Raw genomic sequence first — 19,010 nt, 5'->3', positions numbered from 1 at the left:
TTTAGAACGTCTCCTCGATGGCAATGGCGGAAATCTGCCGGCCGTAATCCGGCTCCTTCGCGTGCGTGGTGCGGCGATAGGAGAAGAAGCGGTCGGGATCGGGATAGGTACAGAGATTGAGGTTTTCGGCGATCACGCCGGCCTTGCGCAGGCGGTCGATCGTCAGATTTGGCAGGTTGAACATCGCATGACCGGTCCGCTCGGACGGAATGAAGTACTTGGCATAGCTTGGATCGTGGCTGACGAAACGATCCACGAATTCCGGGCCGACCTCGTAGCTCGCCTGGCTGATCGAGGGGCCAAGGCAGGCCATAATCGTCTCCCGCTTGGCGCCAAGCGCAAGCATGGCTTCGATGGTGTTTTCCAGGACGCCTGTCAGTGCGCCCTTCCAGCCGGCATGGGCGGCACCGATCACCCGGTTTGCAGGATCGGCGAAGAGGATCGGCCCGCAATCGGCGGCGAGCACGCCGAGCACAATCCCCGGCGTCGCCGTCACCATGGCGTCGGCTTGCGGGCGAGTGCCGTCATAGTTCGCGTMGACTGCAATCACGTCGGGCGAATGGATTTGATGTACGGTTGCAAGCCGTTCCAACGGCAGGCCGAACCAGGCGGCGACGCGACGACGATTTTCCTGGACATGCTCCCGACTGTCGTTGGAACCGAGGCCGACATTCAATCCGCGATAAAGGCCCTCTGAAACGCCGCCGTCACGGGTGAAATAACCGTGACGGATGCCGGCGCTCTTGGCGGCGCTCAGCAGCGTGCTTTCGATCGGAGTCGGCAATGCTGCGTCCCTTGATATGTTCTTTCGTGCTGGAAATAACGCTTCTGTGGCGAAGCGGTTCGATTTGAGGGGGATGTTGGCCCAGCGATGCGCGTTCTGTCAATCCGCGGAAGTCAATAGTGTTGATCAGCGGACTGGACGAAAGGGCAAAAGATCGATCGCCGGACTGGAGACGGCCAGCACCTTGAAAAGCTCACCCATCTTGCCTTCGCCGGCGCCAGCGAGCCGTTCGGCGGCGGCGCGGATGTTCTCTTGCATAGCGGCGTCGTGGTCGCGGCCAAGCGCTGCAGCCCGCTCCAGCAGTCCAAGGCCGATGAGAAAATCGCCTTGATGACAGCATCCGTTGATATGCAGGCCGGATGCGAGAGCGGTTTCGGCCAGATGCTGGAAATCGACATGGCTGGTAAGGTCCGCTTCGCCGGGGTGCTCCAGTGGTGGGTCGTATTCATGCATGCGCACGGCCTGCAGCGTATCGCCGAAGCCTGTTGCCATATGGCCGTAATCTATGGCGAGCGCTGTGCCGCCATGGGCTGCGATCCGGTCGCAGATCGTCGTCATGACCGCCTGACGGGCAGGGGCGATCTCGAAGATCGTGCCGATCGGCGGCAGCGGCCCGGCGGGAAGAAGCGCGGGGTCGAGGCTCGCGACGCCGGCCGTGAAAGTCAGCTCGTCATCGACGTCGAGCCCCACCGTGCGCTCGCGAAAACCGTTAGCGGTGCGGACGAACTGGCGAATGGGAATGGCGTCGAACAGTTCGTTGGCGGCAAGAAGCGTGAAGCCCGCCGGTACGTCATCGAAATCCGAATGCCAGGAAACCTTATCGCCATGCGCTTCAAGCGTCTGGCGCTGAAACCCCTGCAGCCGCTCGCTGGTCTCGACCAGATGCACGCTCATCGCGTCATAGAGCGGCGGCGCGAGCTTGGCGATGACGCGCAGCATATCCGCCATCATCGTGCCGCGGCCGGGGCCGATTTCGACGAGGCGGATATCGGCCGGCGTGCCGTGGCGCTGCCAGGCATGCACCATGAAGACGCCGATCATCTCGCCGAAAAGCTGGCTGATCTCGGGTGCCGTGACAAAATCGCCCATGCGGCCGAAGGGCTCACGCGTCTTGTAGTAGCCATGCTGCGGATCGGCGAGGCAGAGCGAGAAAAAGTCGGTGATGCTGATCGGTCCGTTGGCGCGGATGATGGCTTTGATTTTTTCTCCGAGCGCGGTCGTCATCATTTGGTCTCGCTAAAGCATGGTCCCGAAAAATATGAAACGGCTTCCGGGCGGATCATGCGACATTAAACCTAGAGTTCAAGCCGTCTGTCTGGCTGCAACGTGGCGGGCGCGGATCACGGCCCACAGGCCGATCGCTACCATCGGCAGGGAGAGCACCATGCCCATGGTCAGCCAGTTCGTGCCAAGCAGATAGCCGAGCTGTTCGTCAGGCTGACGGAAGAATTCGACGAAAATGCGCGAGCAGGCGTAACCGATGACAAAGACGCCGCTGACGGTGCCGGGCTTCTTCAGCGCCAACGCCCAGCGCGTGAGGATGAAGAGGACGGTGAAGAGCACGATGCCCTCGATGCCGGCTTCATAGAGCTGGCTGGGGTGGCGCGGATCAAGGCCGGCAGGGCAGGCGCCCTGGTGAGCGGCGATGATATGCGGGCTGCAGAAAATCATTGCCCAGGGCACATCGGTGGTCCGGCCCCAGAGTTCGCCATTGATGAAATTKGCGATGCGGCCGAAGAAAAGGCCGATCGGGGCGACGGCGGCGACGATATCGAACAGGCTCCAGGCCGGAATCTTGTTGCGATTGGCAAACAAAATCATGGCGATGGTCGTGCCAATCAATCCACCGTGGAAAGACATGCCGCCATTCCAGACCTCGATGGCGCGAATCGGATTGGCGAGTACCGGATCGAGATCGTAGAACAGGATGTAACCAATGCGTCCGCCGAGCACGATGCCGAAGGCCACCCACAGAAGAAAGTCGTCCAGGTGCGCCCGCGTCACCGGCGCGGTGTCGTTCAGCCAAAGCTTGCCATTGTCGACGAGCCGTCTCGCATAGAACCAGCCGAGCAGAATGCCAGCAACATAGGCAAGACCGTACCAGTGGACCGACAGCGGGCCGAGCGAAAAGGCGATCGGATTGATATCCGGAAACGGCAGGATGGCGGCAAGATTGGCTGATGTCAGCAAGATTTTCGCGTCCGTTACAGCATGATTCCCAAAAACTCTGTGCGTTTTTTTGGATAAGAGCATGCTAAATCCAATGTGCGCGGAACATGGCGTTCACTATTGAAACGGTCAAGTCGATTATTCGTGTGTCTCGCAGAGCGGGACTGGTTGTCCCGCTCTATCTCAATTTGCTTGCATCGGACCCTGGGAAATCTTACCTCAGATCTATCTGGCCCCTCATATGATGCCGTCCATTTTCGGGGCCGACGGCCGCAAGGAGATCACTATGAGCACTGGACCGAACCGTATCTTGGATGAATTCGCCAAGCTGATGACCGATGCCGCCGGTGCTGCCCAGGGCGTGCGCCGCGAGATCGAAACCGCGTTCAATGCCCAGGCCGAGCGTTGGCTGAACAGCCTGGATATCGTCAAGCGCGAGGAGTTCGAAGCCGTTCGCGAAATGGCGATCAAGGCACGCGACGAAAACGAAGCGCTGCTTGCCAGAATCGAAGCGCTGGAAGCGCGTCTTTCCTCCGAAAGCAAGTAATCGCAATTCATTTTGCGTAAAATCGGCGCGGCACGCGTCTGCCGCGCATTTTTCCTCTAAAATTTTCGACAGTTTTTCCACCTGTGGACACAGGCAAAAAAGCCAATCGTCAGAGTCAGTTATGACTCCCTTCTGAATAGACGTCGGAGGAGCTGTCCACAGCGCCCTTCGCCAAATCTCCGATGAGGGGCTGGCATGTCGGGCATGCCGTTATACACTGATTTTAAATGATGATTCGAAACGGACTTGGTAAGCTCCGGGCAGGGTGGATGCGTTAGTCTGGCAGCCGTTCAACATCATCCCGAGGATGTTTCCGGAGTAAAACTGTTTGCGTTCTTTCAGTGTTCGAGCACGGGAAGCTGCATTCATTCCGGTCAAAAAGGTGCTGCATGAGCCTTATGGAATTGGAAATCGAACGACAATCGAATCCGGTCGATATGATCGAATTCGTAGCCGCCAATAACGACTGGTCGTTCGAGCGGTCCGGCGAGGATGAAATCGCCATGACCGTCGAAGGTCGATGGACGGATTATCATGTCTCCTTTTCGTGGATGGAGGAGTTCGAGGCGTTGCACATTGCCTGCGCCTTCGACATCAAGGTTCCCGATCCTCGTGTCAACGAGGTCATCAAGCTGCTGTCCTGCATCAATGGTCAGGTGCTGATGGGACATTTCGATCTGTGGCGGCAGGAGGATATCGTGATCTTCCGTCAGTCGCTGCTGCTTTCCGGCGGCGCCGAGCCGACCAACCGGCAGGTGGAAGTGCTGCTGTCCAATGCCCTTGACACCTGTGAGGCTTATTATCAGGCCTTCCAATTTGTAGTATGGTCCGGCCTTGACGCAAATCGCGCCATGGAAGCCGTTCTTTTCGAAACCGTGGGCGAAGCCTGATATGGCAACAGAGGCATCATCGAGCGCTTTTGCATCCTCCGATCCCATCATCCTGATCGGGGCCGGGAACATGGGCGGCGCTCTGTTGACGGGGTGGCTGAAAAACGGCGTGCCGGGTTCCTCGGTAACTGTCGTCGATCCCAAGCCGTCCGAGGCGATGCTGAAGTTGATCGCCGATGCCGGCGCGAAGCATGTTGCCGGCGTTCCCGAAGGGGTTATCGCCGGCGTTCTCTTCATTGCGGTGAAGCCGCAGGTTATGGAAGCCGTATTGCCGCCGTTCAAGGCGTCGATCGGACCGAATACGGTGGTGGTGTCGATCGCTGCCGGCAAGACGCTTGCGTTCCTTGAGCAAAGCCTGGGTGAAGCGGCGATGGTGCGCGCCATGCCGAACACGCCGGCGATGGTCGGCCGTGGCGTCACCGGCGCGTTTGCCAACGCCAAAGTCGGCGAGCGCCAGCGACAGTTGGTGCAAAATCTTCTGAAGGTGTCCGGTCCAGTCGAATGGGTGCCGGCGGAGGCCGATATCGATGCCGTAACGGCCGTTTCCGGCAGCGGGCCGGCTTATGTCTTTTATCTCGTCGAGTGCATGGCGGAGGCAGGCCGGAAGCTCGGCCTGCAGGCGGACCTCGCCATGCGCCTCGCACGGGAAACTGTCGCGGGGGCTGGTGAATTGTTGCATCAGTCCCCCGATGACGCTTCGCGTCTGCGTCAGAATGTGACGTCTCCCGGCGGAACCACTGCCGCCGCCCTTGCCGTTCTGATGGCGGAAGATGGCATGCAGCCTCTGTTCGACGAGGCGCTGGAGGCAGCGCGCAAGCGCGCGCAGGAACTGGCGGGCTAATCTCCCTGTATCAAGAGGTATGCGTATGGCGGAAGAGATCACCTATGGCGATTTCGAGCGGGTGGATATCCGCGTCGGCACGATCATCGAGGCGGAGCCTTTTCCGGAAGCACGCAAGCCGGCCTTCAAGTTGAAGATCGATTTCGGACCGGAGATCGGCATCAAGCGCTCCTCGGCGCAGATCACCGTCCACTACACACCGGAATCCCTCGTCGGCCGCCAGGTCCTCGGCGTCGTCAATTTTCCGCCGCGCCAGATCGGGCCCGTCCGCTCCGAAGTGCTGACCCTCGGCTTCGAGGATGAAGCCGGCGCGATCGTGCTTGCAGCAGTGACCCAGCCGGTGCCGAATGGCAGGAAGATGATGTGATTTTGCCTTCTCCCCTCGGGGAGAAGGTAATCTGTCAGTGAATCTCCCGCGACACGGGATCTGTCACACTGAAATCCAGAAATTCTGCCTCGAAACCTTCGCGCTGGGGTGAGCAGAAGACGGGGCCGATGGAGACGTCTTCGAGGGCCGGATCGAACCAGGCGAGGCGGGCCATGCGCCACTCGCTCATCTTGTCGGTGCGGTATTGGATGAAAAGCGCGTCGCCGTTGCGGGTCACCCGCGCCGACAGCGCCTCAAACTCATGATCGAGCCGGAAGGCGGACCAGTCGGAATTGCCGTTGGTGACGACAACGCTGAAATGTTTGGCGCCGTCGGTATATTCGATCCCGCATTTCATCCAGTGCGTGTCGTCATGGCGGACCATCAGCCCGGCCTGATCGTAGAGTTCGCGATAGTGGCCGATGAAGGTGATCTCGGCGGTAAAGTCGCCGTGCCACTGCCGGCCGAGGAAATGGCCGTCGTCGCGGTGGAAGCCGTAATAGGTTCCCTGCCAGAAATCGGTCTTGTCGCCGGAACGGACGAAAAGCCGGCCGTTGTTCATTTCCCAGGTCGGTGGCAGATTGAGCCAATGCATGTCGTTGATATCGATCGGCATGCACTGTCCTCTCTTTGAGCAATTCCAGGAAAAGTGCGAAGTGATTTTCCGTCCGGAATGCGTAAAACAAAGGGATAGAGTGGGAAAGCGATTCCGTGAAACGCTAAGCCGCTCTAGGCCGGAATGCGGATGGTGGCGCGCAGGCCCCCGAGCGGGCTGTCGCCGAGCGTGACGTTGCCGCCATGGCTGCGCGCGATGTCGCGGGCAATAGCAAGGCCGAGACCCGTGCCGGAATTGTCGAGATTGCGCGCCTCGTCCAGCCGGAAGAACGGCTTGAACACATCCTCGCGCGCATTGACGGGAATGCCGGGGCCGTCATCGTCGAAATTGATCGTCAGCCATTTGGGACTGTGCTTGGCCTCGATGCGCAGCGTGTGCGCATAGCGGCGTGCATTGGAGGCGAGGTTCGTCACCAGCCGTGTAAACGCGTTCGGACGGACGGAGATTTCATCGTCGCCATCGATGGAGAAGCTGATGGATTTGCCGTGCAGCGAGAAGTCCTGCTCGACCTTGTCGAGAATATCGCTGAGCCGAAGCTTGCCGACATCCTCTTCCGCCTCGCCGCGAGCGAAGGCCATATAGCCTTCCAACATGCTCTGCATATCCTCGACGTCCTCGTTAAGGCCGACGAGATCGGGATTGTCGCCGACAAGGGCGAGCTGCAGTTTGAAGCGCGTGAGCACGGTGCGCAGGTCATGGCTGACGCCGGAGAGCATCGCCGTGCGCTGCTCGATCTGCCGTTCGATGCGCTCGCGCATCAGGATGAACGCGAGGCCGGCGCGGCGAACCTCGTCGGCGCCGCGTGGCGAATAATTCTCCAGCCGCTGCCCCTTGCCGAAGCTCTCTGCAGCCTGCGTCAGCGCCAGGATCGGCCGGATCTGGCCGCGCAGGAACAGCACGGCAATGCCGATCAGCACCAGCGATGTGCCGACCATCCAAAGAATGAAGATATGCGTATTCGAGGCGTAGGTCTGGCTGCGCTTGGCAAAGACGCGCAGCACTTTATCCGGCAGCTTGACGCGAATTTCGACCAGGCTGGAATTGCCGACCGTATCGACCCAGAAGGGGAGATTGATCTGATCGCGGATTTCGTCGCTCAAGATGCCATCGAGAATCGAGAAGAACGGTTTCTCGCGCGGCGGCGGCAGCTCGCCACCCGGCTCGATCGAGATGGCGAGGTCGAGCTTTTGCCGGGCCATCTGCGTGACAGCGGAATAGTCGGCATCCTGCGGGTAGGTTTGGATAATGTCGATGATGGCGGCAATGTCGCGGGTGGTGGCCATCGACAGGCGCTGGGTCACCATCTGCCAGTGGCGCTCCATGAAGACGATGGTGACGACCGCCTGCAGGATGATCATGGGCAGAATGAAGATCAGCAGCGTGCGCGCAAAAAGGCCGGTCGGCAGCCGTCGCCGCCACCAGCGCGAAAGCCAGCGCATGCCATTGGAGGGCGTGTGCTCCTGATCGCGCCTGATCGAGTCGAATGTCACCATCGCCGCTGATCCTAGGTTAATCTATGCTCAGCCGGTAGCCGATGCCGCGCACCGTCTGCAGCCAGATGGGGTTGGCCGGATCGTCCTCGATCTTGCGGCGCAGGCGGTTGATCTGCACGTCGATGGTGCGCTCGCCGACTTCGGCGTCGGTGCCGATCAGTTCGTGGCGGGGGATCGTGTCGCCGGCGCGCTTGGCAAAGAGCAGCATGATTTCCTKCTCGCGGTCGGTCAGGCGGATAAGCTCGGAGGCCTTCTTCAGCTCCTTGCGGGTCAGCGAGAAGGTGTAGGGGCCGAACATCACCTGTTCGATCTTCGGCGCGTCGGCAGGCGCGTTGCGACGCAGGATATTGTTGATGCGCAGTACCAGTTCGCGCGGATCGAACGGCTTAGGCAGATAGTCGTCGGCGCCTGCTTCCAAGCCGGCGATGCGGGCTTCGGACTCGGCAAGGGCGGTCAGCATGATGATCGGGATGTTCTTTATGGCGCGAAGGCTCGCGGTCAGCGAGATTCCGGATTCGCCAGGCATCATCACGTCCATGATGATCAGGTCGAAATCGAGCCCTTCGAGCTTGCGGCGGGCCTCGGCGCCATCGGCGGCGGCCGTCACGCGGAATCCCTTTTCCATGAGATAACGGTTGAGAAGGGCGCGGATACGCGTGTCGTCATCCACGACCAGGAGGTGCGCTGCATCGTCCGAAATTGCTGTCTTTGTCGTCATTCAATCCGTCTCGATCTTGTTCTATCCGTTTGATTGATATGATCTTATCCAAGACACCGCCTTGCGGCTCTTCGGTCCGAGACCATAACTTAGTCCTGCATTCCCCTCAGGAACCTTTTGACGCTTTCGCGCGTCGCATCGGACGCGCCTTCGAATGCCCGTTCAATACGGCGCGATTGCGGCTCGGCCAGCGCCAATGCCAAATCGCGGCCGGCTTGTGTGGGGTAGAGCTTACGCTGCCGACGATCCTCAGGCCCGGTTACCTGATGAATATACCCTGAATCGATCAATTGTTTGAGAACCCGCGCCAAACTCTGTTTGGTGATCTTCAATGTTTCCAACAGGTCCGCAACCGTCATGCCGGGTTCGCGGTTAACGAAATGAACGACGCGGTGATGGGCGCGTCCGAATCCACTCTTGTCCAGAATCTGGTCGGGATCGGACACGAAGTCCCGATAGGCAAAGAAAAGCAGCTCGATGATCTCGAAATCGATGATCCCCGCATTCTCCATCGGCGTCGCCAGCAGCTCCGGTTTTGCTGCTTTTTGGCTCGTCTGTCGTGGCACCTTGGCATTTCCTTTCTTATTTTGGGGCAATCGGGAAACTTACGCAAAAATATGTCAGCATTATTGACGTATTTTTACGCCGCTGCTAGTTTTTCGCCGATCTTGCGCCGCCCGGACGGATATGGCCATATTTGGAAACTAAGCCCGGCTGCGCAAAACTCCAACACGTCTCATATTTTCCCCACTTGCATCGTGGATAATGCGGAATGGGGACAACAATCAACTGTCATGGCGTCCGGGCGCCGGAGGAGAAGCAAGATGGCATCGGTTCCTTTTGATCAACTGGATGGGGAGATCTGGTTCAACGGCGAGTTCGTGCCCTGGAAGGACGCTAAGATTCATGTGCTGACCCATGGTTTGCACTATGCAAGCGCGGTCTTCGAGGGCGAGCGCGCCTATGGCGGCCGGGTCTTCAAGCTGACGGAGCACAATCAGCGTCTTCACAAGTCCGCCGACATCCTCGGTTTCAAGATTCCCTACAGCGTTGCCGAGTTGGATGCGGCGACAATCGAATTGTTGAAGCGTCAGGGCTTTTCCGAGGCCTATGTGCGCCCGATCGCCTGGCGCGGCAGCGAGATGATGGGCGTGTCCGCCCAGAACAACCGCATCAATGTTGCGATCGCGATCTGGCAATGGGGCAGCTATTTCAATCCGGCCGAAAAGCTGAAGGGCATCCGCCTCGATATCGCCGAATATCGCCGTCCCGATCCGAAGACTGCGCCTTGCGCCTCGAAGGCCGCCGGCCTCTACATGATCTGCACCATCTCCAAACATGCGGCCGAGGCCAAGGGCTATGCCGACGCGATGATGCTCGATTACCGCGGCCAGGTGGCGGAGGCGACGGGCGCCAATATCTTCTTCGTCAAGGACGGTGTCATCCATACGCCGACGCCGGATTGCTTCCTGAACGGCATCACGCGCCAGACGGTGATCGAACTCGCCAAACGCCGCGGACTGCAGGTGATCGAACGGGCGATCATGCCGGAAGAACTTCCCGATTTCAGCGAATGCTTCCTGACCGGTTCGGCGGCGGAAGTAACTCCGGTCTCGGAAATCGGACCTTATCGTTTCACGCCGGCATCGATCAGCGAAACGCTGATGAACGATTACATGAAGGAAGTGTATCCGACTGCGGCTGCCGCCGCATAAGGATGTAGAACAGCTTACGAAAGCCGGGTGCGGCTGGTTCGCCCCGGCTTTTATTCTGTCCGATGCCTCGTCTTATTTCCGGCCGAGAACCGCGCCGACGATCGCCGAGAGCACGCCACCGGCGATCAGCGAGGAAATGCCCTGCGCGATAAGGCCGGTCAGCGCCTCGCTGCCGATCAGGTTGAGGATGAGGCCGCCGCCCAGACCGCCGACGGCGCCGGCAATCGTTCTGGCGACGATATTGATCCCTTCCTGCTTCAGGGCGGCGCTGGCCGCGTTACCGCCGATTGCACCGGCGATCAGTTGCGTGATGATTGGCCCCAGACTTTCCATGATTACCTTCTCCCCTTGTCCCGGAATCCCTTTCCGGAATGCCCTCTGCCACGTCCCGGATTGAGCCTCGGGAGTGGCGGTAATCTCTATCGATATTAGAAATACATCATGTATCGGCCGGTGGAAACAGGAAGGCAACTCACACGGGAGAATTCCGCAACAATCCGATGGAAAGTCCGCGCAAAAAGAGCGGCGGCCCCTCGGCCGCCGGCGATTTTGACGAATTGCTGCTTAGCAGCAGCGATTCATTGATACACGTAGACGATGCGGCGGGTATTCGGATCGACCAGCACCGGCTGACGGTTCACTTCCACGTAGCTGTATTGATAATCCGGGATACGGTGGATGACGACGCTTTGCGGCAGGGTGGCGCCGACTACGACGTTGCCGCGCAGCCGCACGGTGTTGACCCGGTTCTGGGTGATATAGGTACGGACTTCAGTCGGCGGGGCGACGGCATCGACCTCACTCACCGGGCCGATCAATTCGTCGTCCGGCGATGGGGAAACGCTGCCCGTCGTCGTCTGATCGGTTGTGCTATAGGTTATGGTTGGTACGCCGAGCTGACTGTAGTGCTCCTCGACGACGACCGGATTGCCGTTCTGCTCGACGCTCAAGGCCTCGGCGTCTACCCAGCCGCGCATGCCGTTGACATCGATGCGGCACCAGCTACTGCCTTGGATGCAGCCGTCGAGGCTCGCTTCAGAGCCGCGGGTTGCCATGCCGACACTTGGATACTGCGGACCAGGGCCGGTGCGAACGTCGAGATCGGTCGCAGTTGTCGCCGACATCTGCGCTTGCGCCAACCCGGCGCTGCCCAGGAGCACCACCCCCATCAGCAGCAAGTTTCTCTTTGCAAACATTGGCCTTTCTCCTTTGCTTTGGCAGTCTACCTTTGCAAACGCTCGCAAAGGCGGAGGGTTCCGCCGCACTGTCCGGCAGTCTCGGCATTTTCCGGGGAGGAGGGGCTGTTTTGCCTGGTGTTTGGGATTATATCGGCGGGATATGCATTCAACAGACGAGGCGCTTCCCATGGGCATGCTCCAGGCCGGCATCATTCCGGTGACACCCTTCGAACAGAACTGCACCATCTTGTTCGATCCGGAAACGAAGGAGGGAGTCGTGGTGGATCCCGGCGGCGACGTCGACGTCGTCCTGCAGACGGTGCGCGAAAATGGCATTGTGCTGAAGGCGATCTGGCTGACGCACGGTCATATCGACCATGCCGGCGGCGCTGACGAACTTCGGGAGGCGCTCGGTCTGGAGGTCATTGGCCCGCATGAAGACGATCGCCCGCTGCTGCAGGATATCGAGGCGAAGAGCAAGATGTTCAACATCGAGGGCGTTCGCAACGTGGTGCCGGATCGGTTCCTGAAGGACGGTGACAAGGTTTCCTTCGGCGAGCATGAGTTCGAAGTCTTCCATTGTCCCGGCCATGCCCCGGGCCATGTCATCTATTTCAACAGAGCGCAGAAATTCGCCCATGTCGGCGACGTGCTGTTTCATGGCTCGATCGGCCGTACCGACCTGCCGGGCGGCAATCACCAGCAGCTTTTGGAATCGATCCGCGACAAGGTATTTCCCTTAGGCGACGACGTCGGCTTCATCTGCGGCCATGGCCCTGGTGGCCAGATCGGCGAGGAGCGCCGCACCAATCCTTTTCTGCGTGGACTTTAAAGCAGCGGTTTTCCGTCCGGAATTGCGTAAAAACAAAAGGATAGAGCGGTTCAGCAGTTCCTTGAACCGCTGAACCGCTCTGAGCCAAAATAAAAGCGCCGCTCGATGGCGGCGCTTTCTTTCAAGAGATTAGCTTGTGTAGGGTTAGTTGGCTGTGCAGAAGTGGCGCATGCCATCGTAGCCGAGATAGGTGCCGCTGCGGCCGTCGAAGCTGCTGTAGCGATCGTAGCAATAGCGCATCCACTGGGAAGACCACGGGCGTAAGCCGACAGGCTGCGGAGCGTAATAACTGACGTCACGCTCGACATAGACGCGGCGCGGCGCGGCGCGATAGTAGTAGGGCTGGGGCGCATAGTCGGGGTCGACGTAGACCGGGTCAGGTTCGACATAGCGCGGCTGGCTGGCGATCGCCGAACCGACAATCAGGCCGGTGGCGAGACCTGCGGCGCCAATCGCCCAACCCTCTCCATTGTGATGATGCCAGTGATCGTCGGCCGAAGCTGTGGAAATCGTCGTCAGCGTCAGGGCTGCAGCGACGGCGGACATTAGGAGCGATTTGCCGAGCATGTTCATTAGTCTGTCCTCTAAGGGGAACCGGGAAGACCGTAGTTCCCAATCTTTCATGGAGGCCATGACTAGACGCGGCAAGCTGAATGCAGACTGAATGACAAAACCCGGCATCACTGCCGGGCTTCAACTCGAATGAAAGCCGTAAGGCGTCTCAGCCCGCAATCTGAAGATTGACGGCCTTCGGTCCCTTGCCGCGGCGATCCGGTTCCGTGTCGAAGCTTACCTTCTGGTTTTCCGACAAACCTGCCAGACCAGAAGCCTGTACTGCGGAAATGTGCACAAAGATGTCCGCGCCACCCTTGTCCGGTTTGATGAAACCGAAGCCCTTATCGGTATTGAAAAACTTTACAGTGCCAGTCTCGGCCATGCCTCAGGTCCTTTTCTCTCTGCCCACCATCCACACGGGCAGCATTGCTGTATTGCCCTTGCGGGCGCTTGCAGGCAGTTCTCGCAATTTGAAGGAAAAGGTCCCCTATACCTCGGCGTGGTTTCGAAGCGAATTCGCGCATCCGTTTCTCAACCAAGCTGACCGGAATAATTTAGCGTTTCCGGCGCGCAACTCTATTAAGGACTTCCCATGCTCTAAAAATGCCCGAACAGCGGTGAGAGTGCTGTGTTTATTGGGAATTGGCAAGCAAAAGTTTTTTAACGTGTTCTGGTGAGCACACTGCCGTAATGCAAGTGTGTTAGCGCGAATCGCAAATTTTCCCACGCCGAGAATGGGTTTCTAAGGTTTTTGTATCGTTTGCGATATAATTTTGGCGAAATTTTCCCAAATGATATAGCCAAAATCCATCTTTTGGATCATTCGAAAAAATTTCATTAAGAGCCGTTCAAAACAGCCATAACGCGTATTTTCAACAATTTTCACGCGATGGCGCCGCGTCGCCGAACGAGTTCCGGCACCAATTCCACKGCAAGCATGGCGACAAACATCAGGGAGCAGCCGGCATAGCCTAGCGGCCCCATGGTTTCACCGAGCAGCAGGCTGCCCAGCGAGGCACCGAACAGAGCCTCCGAAGAGAGGAAGATCGCAGCCTGCGGCGCGGTTGTGTAACGCTGGCCGATGACCTGCAGCACGAATGCGAGGCCGGACGAAAAGATGCCGACATAGAGGATTTCGCCCAGCGCGCCTTGGATAGCGGCGATGCTGATCGGCTCGGCAATCACAGCGACCCCAAGGGCTGCGACTGCAGTGACCGCAAATTGCATCGTGGAGATTCCGAGCGGCCGGCCGGTTTCGTTGACGGAAGAGCCGGCGAGGGTGATCTGCGCTGCCCAGAAGAGGGCGCAGATGACGGTCAGGAAATCGCCGACCGTCAGCCGCGAGAAGGAGCCACCGGACAAGAGATAGATCCCGGCAAGCGCCGTCAGTGCCGCCGGCCAGACGATCCAATGCGGCGGGCGGCGCAGGAAGACGACGGCGATCAGCGGCACGAAGACGACATAGAGGCCGGTGATGAAACTGGAATTGGTGACGGTCGTCGTCAAAAGCCCGATCTGCTGCGTTGCCGCTCCACCGAAGAGCGCGACGCCGACGAGGAAAAAGGAAAGCCAGTTCCGGCGCGTCAGAGGTTTCTTGGCCTTGCGGTTTTCCATCCAGACGAAGGGCAGGACGACGATGGTGGCGACGGCGAAGCGCAGGCCGATGAACCAGAACGGTCCGATCGCCTTCATCGCGGTAGACTGCGCGACGAAGCCTCCGCCCCAGATGGCGGCAGCCAACAACAATACCAAATTCGCCTGTATGCGAGTCATCTGCATCCTACGGGAGAGGGAAAGAGGCTGACCGTTAGCAGTTGCTTTTCTTTGGGGCAAGGTGAAAAGGCTGAAGGATGTGAGCCTATTCCGCTGCCCTGGAAACGCGCAGCAGTGCGCCGTCGTCCTCGTCGGTCGTCAGCAACAACGCTCCATCCGGCGCGACCACGACATCGCGCAACCGGCCGAATTCTCCGTCGAATATGCGTTCGCGTTCGGTCACCTTGCCGCTACTGTTGCGATCGAGACGGGACAGCAGCTCGAATTTCAGCGCGGCGACAAGGAAATCGCCTTTCCATTCCGGGAACATTTTGCCGCGATAGACGGCGATGGCGCCGGGCGCGATCGACGGGTCCCAATAGAAGAGCGGCTGCTCCATGCCTGCCTTTGCCGTACCGACGCCAATCTTGGTGCCGGAATAGTTGCGTCCGTAGGAGATGACCGGCCAGCCGTAATTCTTGCCCGCCTCCGGAGTGTTGATTTCATCACCACCTCTGGCGCCGTGTTCGACCGTATAAAGCTTGCCATCGGCGGTATCGAAGGTAATGCCTTCCGGATTGCGATGTCCCTTGGACCAGATTTCCGGCAGGGCTTTTGCGCCGTCCTTGAACGGATTGTCGGTGGGAATGCCGCCGTCGGCGTTGATATGGACGATCGAACCGGCATCGTCGTGGAAATCCTGGGCGCGATCCTGTTCACCGCGGTCGCCGAGGCTGACGAACAGGCTGCCGTCCTTGGCGATTGCAATGCGCGAGCCATATTGGATGCTGCCGCGCGACATCTTGTTCATCACGAAAATGCGCTTCACATCGGTCAGCCGCCGCTCGTCCGGCGGCAGGACCGCGCGGAAGACCGCCGTGCCACTGCCGCCGTCCGCGGCAATGGAGGCGGTGAAATAGATGGTGCGGTTGCCAGCGAATTTCGGATCGAGGGCCACGTCGAGCAGGCCGCCTTGGCCGCGGGCATAGACATCCGGCAGTCCCGCGATCGGGTCGGAGGTCTTACCGTCGCAGATGACGCGCATCCGGCCCGGCCGCTCCGTCACGAGGTAGGCGCCGTCCGGCAGCACTTCGACTGCCCAAGGATGGTCGAGCCCGCTTGCGATCGTCTCGATCTTGACCTTGACCTTCTGCGTGTCGATCGTCTTGACCGGATCGGCAGGGGCGGCATTCGCCATCGCCAGCGTGGAAGCCGTAAGAACGGCGCAGCAGCTAATTCTGTGAAAGCGCTTCAATCCGTCTCCTCCCTTCCATGAACTATTTACGCAACGTGGGGTGGGCGGATTGCCGGTCAAGGCGCGCTATGGCGAGGGTAACGTCTTTGTGTCTGCGAAGGCCGTCTGTTCGGCAGTCTCCACCAGCTCGGCGTCCACGATATAACGCAGCGGCCCGCGCGTGATGGCATCGAACGGCCAGCAGGTGGCCAGCGCCAGATGCCGACCGGGCGTGGCGGGATCGATGCCGTTCTTGTCCCACGGTGCGACACGGCCCTGACCGGCCCGGAAGGTGAGCACCTTGCCGTCATGGCGCGTGACTTCGATCAGATCGCCCGGTTTGACATCCTTCAACCAGCGGAAATGCGTGTCGCGATGGGCGGCGATGACGGCGGTGCCTTCTTCTCCCGGCTGCGGCGTATTCGTCAGCCAGCCCGGCCCGAAAGCCAGCGCCTGGCCGCTGGCGCCGGCAAGCACTATCGCTTCCGCGCCGATCCGCGGTGCCCGCACCTCAGCCTCGGTGGTGAAATCCGCCCAAGGCCAGGGCTTTGCATCTTCGCCGCGAAGCTCCGCGGCGAAGGCGCGTTTCAGCAGGACCTGTGCGAGCTCGGCCTTGGCTTTCATATCGAGGCCATTGCCGAGAAAGCTCAGCCCCGTCATTGCAAGGACGATGATACCGGCGAGAGCGAGTTTTTCGAGGTGTGTGAGACGATGGAAAGGCCCCTCATGCGGCCTCTCGGCCACCTTCTCCCCGCGCACGGAGAGAAGGTGGGGGTGAGGGGCTTTGGACATTTGGAAATGGCCGTCGTCCCTCATCGCGTTCACCGTCCAAACACGCGGCGACGCAGCATCATGAGCACAGTAATGATCGCCGCGAGAAGGAGCAGGGCCAAGCCGATCATGATGTTGCGCTCGGCGGGTGTCGCCGTTTGCGGCAGGTTGACGCTGGATGTGGCCTGGCGGGCGATCATGCCGGCGGTGGCCGGCGTCGGCGCGGCGGCGATCTGGCTTGCCAGCGCCGCCTGTCGCTTTGCTGACCCATACTTAGGGAGCATAGCGCCGTTGACATCGGCCTGATCCGCCTCTGCCTGTTCATCCGCCGCGCCGATCGGCTCAACCGAGGCCTTGCGTTCGCCGCTAGGTGCCGTGACCGGCGCTTCGCCTTCGCCGAAGACCTTGCCGAAATCCCAACCGGCGGGAAGGTTCTGCGGCAGTTTGGCAGAACCGAGCGACTGGTCGGCGGGACGTGAAGGCGTAACGTCGACGGCGACAAGGCTGGTGACGCGCGAGACGAGGTGGTGGGCGAGCGCCACCGCTTCGACCTGCTTGTCCAGCGCTCCCTGATCCTGGATCTCGTAGGCGCGAGCTTCGATATCGTCGATCTTGCGGCGTGCCCAAAGCTGCGAAATGCCTTTGCCTTCGGCGGCGCCGGCAATATCCATTTCGACACGCCAGGGCTGGGCGCCGGTCTTGCCCGATATCTGCAGCTTGCCATTCGGTTGTGCGTCGGAGAGTTCGGCTGTCAGCACGACCGGTTCGCCGGTGTAGAGGTCAGGCATCGGGTTCGGTGTGATATCGTCCGCCTTGGCATTGTCGAATCTGGCGGCAATGTCGGTCATGGCGGGATTTTCGAGCTTGGCGAACAACTCGCCCATGCGCTCGGCCACCTGATCCTGCGAACCGATGGCGGTATAGGTGCCGCGGCCGACTTCGGCGGCCTTGGTCATGAAGTAGGTGTTTGGCGCGGAGCCGATGCCAACGGTGAAGACGCGAGCGTCGGCGCGGTTCTGGCTGATTTCCTGGAAGAGTTGCTGCTCATTGCCGATTGCGCCGTCGGTCAGGAAGACGACCTGGCGGAGCGCGCCGCTGGCGATCGGTCCCTGATTGCGGAGCGCATCCGACAGGGCCGGCAGCATTTCCGTGCCGCCGGCAGCGTCGAGGCCGTTGACATAGGCGATCGCTTTTTCCCGGTTGTTGGGCGTGGCGGCGACGAGGCCGTGAAAATAATCGGTCATCGTGTCGTCGAAGCGGATGACGTTGAAGCGGTCGTCGGACTGCAGCTTGGAGATTGCAAGCGCCAGGCTGGCACGGGCCTGTTCGATCGACGGGCCGGACATGGAGCCCGAGTTGTCGATGACGAAGACCACCTCGCGCTTCGGCTGCTGGGTCGTCGCATCCGGCGTCGACGGCGGCGTGACAAAGGCCAGCAGATAGGTTTTGCCGTCCTTTACCTCTCGGAAGAGGCCGGCGCTCGGCGTCTTGCCCAGAGCCGCCTCCCAGGTCAGCTCAAAATCGCGATCGGCGGGCACGGTGTCGCCTTTCAGCGAAATCGTGCGGCTCTGTTCGCCGTTCTCAGTGAGATTGATCTCATGGAATGAGGATTTTACCTCGCCGAGAGGGAAGCCAGCCCTGAGGTTGATGGTCAACGATACCGGATTGATCTTGGCGTTTTCACGCGGATCAAGAACCGGGGCTTCGATCTTTTCCCTGTTCGGGACCGGGTCCTGCACGGCAAAACCAGTGCCGTTGTGGAACTCGACGCTCTGGACGATCGGCTGCGGGTTATAGCGTGGAGCGACAACCATCGGGAAGCGTAGCGAGAATTGGCCGGCCGACTGATGGACCGTCTGTTGGTATTCGATCTGCACGACAACGGTTTCGCCGGGACCGATATTGGCAACCTGGTTGGTGAAGATGTTCGGCCGTTGCTGCTCGAGCAGCGCCGTCTTCCTGCCCTGCGCTTTGGCGTCCTCATAGATTTGCCGTGCTTCTTCGCGCGGCTTGATCTGACCCTCGATGAAGCGGTCGCCGATCTGCATGCGCAGCGTGTCGACGGCTGAATTGTCCGGCAACGGGAAGACATAGGTGCCTTCGACCCAGCCCTTGCTCGGGTTCTGGAACCGTTGCGTCACCTTCACGCGGGAAACAGGGCCGGTGACGTCGATCTCGACGTCCGTCTTCAGGCGCGGCGCTTCGACATAATAGCCGGGCTCCTTGGACGGGAAGAGCAGCGAGCCGCTGTTGACGTCATTCGGGCGAATAAGGCCGGCGAGCTGCTGGCCGGATTGGCCTGGCTGATCCGCGATTTCGGCGCGTGCGGTCGTGATGAGACTCAGCATCATCACCGCCAATGCGGCCAATGTTATCATTACGATTGAGAAAGAAGAAAGGAGACTGCGCGCCCGCAGGCGCTCGGTTGTGCATTCGTCATCCAGAAACATGGCTACCCCCTGCGTGACTGGCTGCGATTGCACGATAAGAGTGTGGGAAGCAGGCTGCTTCAGGACCGAATTGCGACGCCGTAAAGCATTTGTTAAGG

Annotated in this window: 21 protein-coding genes; 6 read left to right on the top strand and 15 right to left on the bottom strand. The window is 59.9% G+C overall.

The features are described 5' to 3' along the window. Position 1: 1 nt before the first annotated feature. From pgeF to lgt, 3 genes are all read right to left on the bottom strand, one after another. Positions 2-784 (bottom strand): peptidoglycan editing factor PgeF, encoded by a 783-nt coding sequence (pgeF, locus tag QD357_RS05020; protein WP_414124088.1) that lies wholly within the window; start codon positions 782-784, stop codon positions 2-4. Positions 785-910: 126 nt separating this feature from the next. Beyond that, complete coding sequence (locus QD357_RS05015; RefSeq protein WP_107108846.1) at positions 911-2,008, bottom strand: class I SAM-dependent methyltransferase; 1,098 nt, start codon at positions 2,006-2,008, stop codon at positions 911-913. Between the two features lie 78 nt (positions 2,009-2,086). After that, the gene (gene lgt, locus QD357_RS05010; RefSeq protein WP_107108647.1) at positions 2,087-2,974 is read right to left on the bottom strand and encodes a prolipoprotein diacylglyceryl transferase; all 888 of its coding nucleotides are present in this window, start codon (positions 2,972-2,974) and stop codon (positions 2,087-2,089) included. A 265-nt stretch (positions 2,975-3,239) separates the two neighbouring features. Between lgt and QD357_RS05005 the strand changes: the two genes are divergently transcribed. The 4 genes from QD357_RS05005 (at position 3,240) to QD357_RS04990 (ending at position 5,598) form a co-directional block, all read left to right on the top strand. Next, positions 3,240-3,500, top strand: coding sequence for an accessory factor UbiK family protein (locus QD357_RS05005; protein WP_107108845.1), 261 nt, complete (start codon positions 3,240-3,242; stop codon positions 3,498-3,500). Positions 3,501-3,889: 389 nt separating this feature from the next. After that, on the top strand, positions 3,890-4,390 hold the full coding sequence (locus QD357_RS05000) for a YbjN domain-containing protein (RefSeq protein ID WP_107108646.1): 501 nt from the start codon (positions 3,890-3,892) through the stop codon (positions 4,388-4,390). Between the two features lies 1 nt (position 4,391). Beyond that, positions 4,392-5,231, top strand: a complete 840-nt coding sequence (gene proC / locus QD357_RS04995; protein ID WP_414124087.1) for a pyrroline-5-carboxylate reductase — start codon at positions 4,392-4,394, stop codon at positions 5,229-5,231. 25 nt (positions 5,232-5,256) lie between these two features. Then, complete coding sequence (locus QD357_RS04990; RefSeq protein WP_107108844.1) at positions 5,257-5,598, top strand: tRNA-binding protein; 342 nt, start codon at positions 5,257-5,259, stop codon at positions 5,596-5,598. A 34-nt stretch (positions 5,599-5,632) separates the two neighbouring features. On the opposite strand, the gene QD357_RS04985 is transcribed toward QD357_RS04990, so the two are convergent. The 4 genes from QD357_RS04985 to QD357_RS04970 form a co-directional block, all read right to left on the bottom strand. Further along, positions 5,633-6,214, bottom strand: coding sequence for a DUF1349 domain-containing protein (locus QD357_RS04985; RefSeq protein ID WP_107108644.1), 582 nt, complete (start codon positions 6,212-6,214; stop codon positions 5,633-5,635). A 113-nt stretch (positions 6,215-6,327) separates the two neighbouring features. After that, positions 6,328-7,707 carry an ATP-binding protein gene (locus QD357_RS04980; protein ID WP_107108643.1) on the bottom strand — a complete coding sequence of 460 codons (1,380 nt, stop codon included), beginning with the start codon at positions 7,705-7,707 and terminating at the stop codon, positions 6,328-6,330. A 16-nt stretch (positions 7,708-7,723) separates the two neighbouring features. Then, positions 7,724-8,425: a response regulator gene (locus tag QD357_RS04975; RefSeq protein WP_414124086.1), complete on the bottom strand. Its 702-nt coding sequence runs from the start codon at positions 8,423-8,425 to the stop codon at positions 7,724-7,726. 89 nt (positions 8,426-8,514) lie between these two features. After that, a complete protein-coding gene (locus QD357_RS04970) occupies positions 8,515-8,991 on the bottom strand; it encodes a MarR family winged helix-turn-helix transcriptional regulator (RefSeq protein WP_107108641.1) in 477 nt (158 codons plus the stop codon). Positions 8,992-9,249: 258 nt separating this feature from the next. On the opposite strand from QD357_RS04970, the gene QD357_RS04965 reads away from it, so the two are divergent. Then, a complete protein-coding gene (locus QD357_RS04965; protein ID WP_107108640.1) occupies positions 9,250-10,140 on the top strand; it encodes a branched-chain amino acid aminotransferase in 891 nt (296 codons plus the stop codon). Positions 10,141-10,212: 72 nt separating this feature from the next. On the opposite strand, the gene QD357_RS04960 is transcribed toward QD357_RS04965, so the two are convergent. Beyond that, on the bottom strand, positions 10,213-10,473 hold the full coding sequence (locus QD357_RS04960) for a hypothetical protein (RefSeq protein WP_107108639.1): 261 nt from the start codon (positions 10,471-10,473) through the stop codon (positions 10,213-10,215). Positions 10,474-10,718: 245 nt separating this feature from the next. Then, the gene (locus QD357_RS04955) at positions 10,719-11,336 is read right to left on the bottom strand and encodes a DUF1236 domain-containing protein (RefSeq protein ID WP_107108638.1); all 618 of its coding nucleotides are present in this window, start codon (positions 11,334-11,336) and stop codon (positions 10,719-10,721) included. 169 nt (positions 11,337-11,505) lie between these two features. On the opposite strand from QD357_RS04955, the gene QD357_RS04950 reads away from it, so the two are divergent. After that, on the top strand, positions 11,506-12,150 hold the full coding sequence (locus QD357_RS04950) for an MBL fold metallo-hydrolase (protein WP_245407484.1): 645 nt from the start codon (positions 11,506-11,508) through the stop codon (positions 12,148-12,150). Positions 12,151-12,294: 144 nt separating this feature from the next. Here QD357_RS04950 and QD357_RS04945 read toward each other — a convergent pair whose 3' ends face one another. From QD357_RS04945 to QD357_RS04920, 6 genes are all read right to left on the bottom strand, one after another. After that, positions 12,295-12,723 carry a BA14K family protein gene (locus tag QD357_RS04945; protein WP_107108637.1) on the bottom strand — a complete coding sequence of 143 codons (429 nt, stop codon included), beginning with the start codon at positions 12,721-12,723 and terminating at the stop codon, positions 12,295-12,297. A gap of 148 nt (positions 12,724-12,871) precedes the next feature. Further along, positions 12,872-13,087 carry a cold-shock protein gene (locus QD357_RS04940; protein WP_004116423.1) on the bottom strand — a complete coding sequence of 72 codons (216 nt, stop codon included), beginning with the start codon at positions 13,085-13,087 and terminating at the stop codon, positions 12,872-12,874. A gap of 500 nt (positions 13,088-13,587) precedes the next feature. Further along, complete coding sequence (locus QD357_RS04935; protein WP_107108636.1) at positions 13,588-14,478, bottom strand: DMT family transporter; 891 nt, start codon at positions 14,476-14,478, stop codon at positions 13,588-13,590. A gap of 85 nt (positions 14,479-14,563) precedes the next feature. Then, on the bottom strand, positions 14,564-15,655 hold the full coding sequence (locus tag QD357_RS04930) for a PQQ-dependent sugar dehydrogenase (protein WP_107108842.1): 1,092 nt from the start codon (positions 15,653-15,655) through the stop codon (positions 14,564-14,566). Positions 15,656-15,778: 123 nt separating this feature from the next. Next, positions 15,779-16,483: a class GN sortase gene (locus QD357_RS04925; RefSeq protein WP_245407483.1), complete on the bottom strand. Its 705-nt coding sequence runs from the start codon at positions 16,481-16,483 to the stop codon at positions 15,779-15,781. Between the two features lie 29 nt (positions 16,484-16,512). Continuing rightward, a complete protein-coding gene (locus tag QD357_RS04920) occupies positions 16,513-18,912 on the bottom strand; it encodes a marine proteobacterial sortase target protein (protein ID WP_107108634.1) in 2,400 nt (799 codons plus the stop codon). Positions 18,913-19,010: the final 98 nt, after the last annotated feature.

Source organism: Rhizobium sp. BR 317, from assembly GCF_047445835.1.
Lineage (GTDB): Bacteria > Pseudomonadota > Alphaproteobacteria > Rhizobiales > Rhizobiaceae > Rhizobium > Rhizobium paranaense.
The sequence above is the reverse complement of the archived record's forward strand: the minus strand, read 5'-3'. Positions and strand labels throughout refer to the sequence as shown.

Coding starts and splice junctions, on each gene's coding strand:
- QD357_RS05015 (WP_107108846.1), bottom strand. CDS start 2,008: ATGACGACCGCGCTCGGAGAAAAAATCAAAGCCATCATCCGCGCCAAC.
- QD357_RS05005 (WP_107108845.1), top strand. CDS start 3,240: ATGAGCACTGGACCGAACCGTATCTTGGATGAATTCGCCAAGCTGATG.
- QD357_RS05000 (WP_107108646.1), top strand. CDS start 3,890: ATGAGCCTTATGGAATTGGAAATCGAACGACAATCGAATCCGGTCGAT.
- proC (WP_414124087.1), top strand. CDS start 4,392: ATGGCAACAGAGGCATCATCGAGCGCTTTTGCATCCTCCGATCCCATC.
- QD357_RS04990 (WP_107108844.1), top strand. CDS start 5,257: ATGGCGGAAGAGATCACCTATGGCGATTTCGAGCGGGTGGATATCCGC.
- QD357_RS04985 (WP_107108644.1), bottom strand. CDS start 6,214: ATGCCGATCGATATCAACGACATGCATTGGCTCAATCTGCCACCGACC.
- QD357_RS04980 (WP_107108643.1), bottom strand. CDS start 7,707: ATGGTGACATTCGACTCGATCAGGCGCGATCAGGAGCACACGCCCTCC.
- QD357_RS04965 (WP_107108640.1), top strand. CDS start 9,250: ATGGCATCGGTTCCTTTTGATCAACTGGATGGGGAGATCTGGTTCAAC.
- QD357_RS04960 (WP_107108639.1), bottom strand. CDS start 10,473: ATGGAAAGTCTGGGGCCAATCATCACGCAACTGATCGCCGGTGCAATC.
- QD357_RS04955 (WP_107108638.1), bottom strand. CDS start 11,336: ATGTTTGCAAAGAGAAACTTGCTGCTGATGGGGGTGGTGCTCCTGGGC.
- QD357_RS04950 (WP_245407484.1), top strand. CDS start 11,506: ATGGGCATGCTCCAGGCCGGCATCATTCCGGTGACACCCTTCGAACAG.
- QD357_RS04945 (WP_107108637.1), bottom strand. CDS start 12,723: ATGAACATGCTCGGCAAATCGCTCCTAATGTCCGCCGTCGCTGCAGCC.
- QD357_RS04940 (WP_004116423.1), bottom strand. CDS start 13,087: ATGGCCGAGACTGGCACTGTAAAGTTTTTCAATACCGATAAGGGCTTC.
- QD357_RS04930 (WP_107108842.1), bottom strand. CDS start 15,655: ATGGCGAATGCCGCCCCTGCCGATCCGGTCAAGACGATCGACACGCAG.
- QD357_RS04925 (WP_245407483.1), bottom strand. CDS start 16,483: ATGTCCAAAGCCCCTCACCCCCACCTTCTCTCCGTGCGCGGGGAGAAG.
- QD357_RS04920 (WP_107108634.1), bottom strand. CDS start 18,912: ATGTTTCTGGATGACGAATGCACAACCGAGCGCCTGCGGGCGCGCAGT.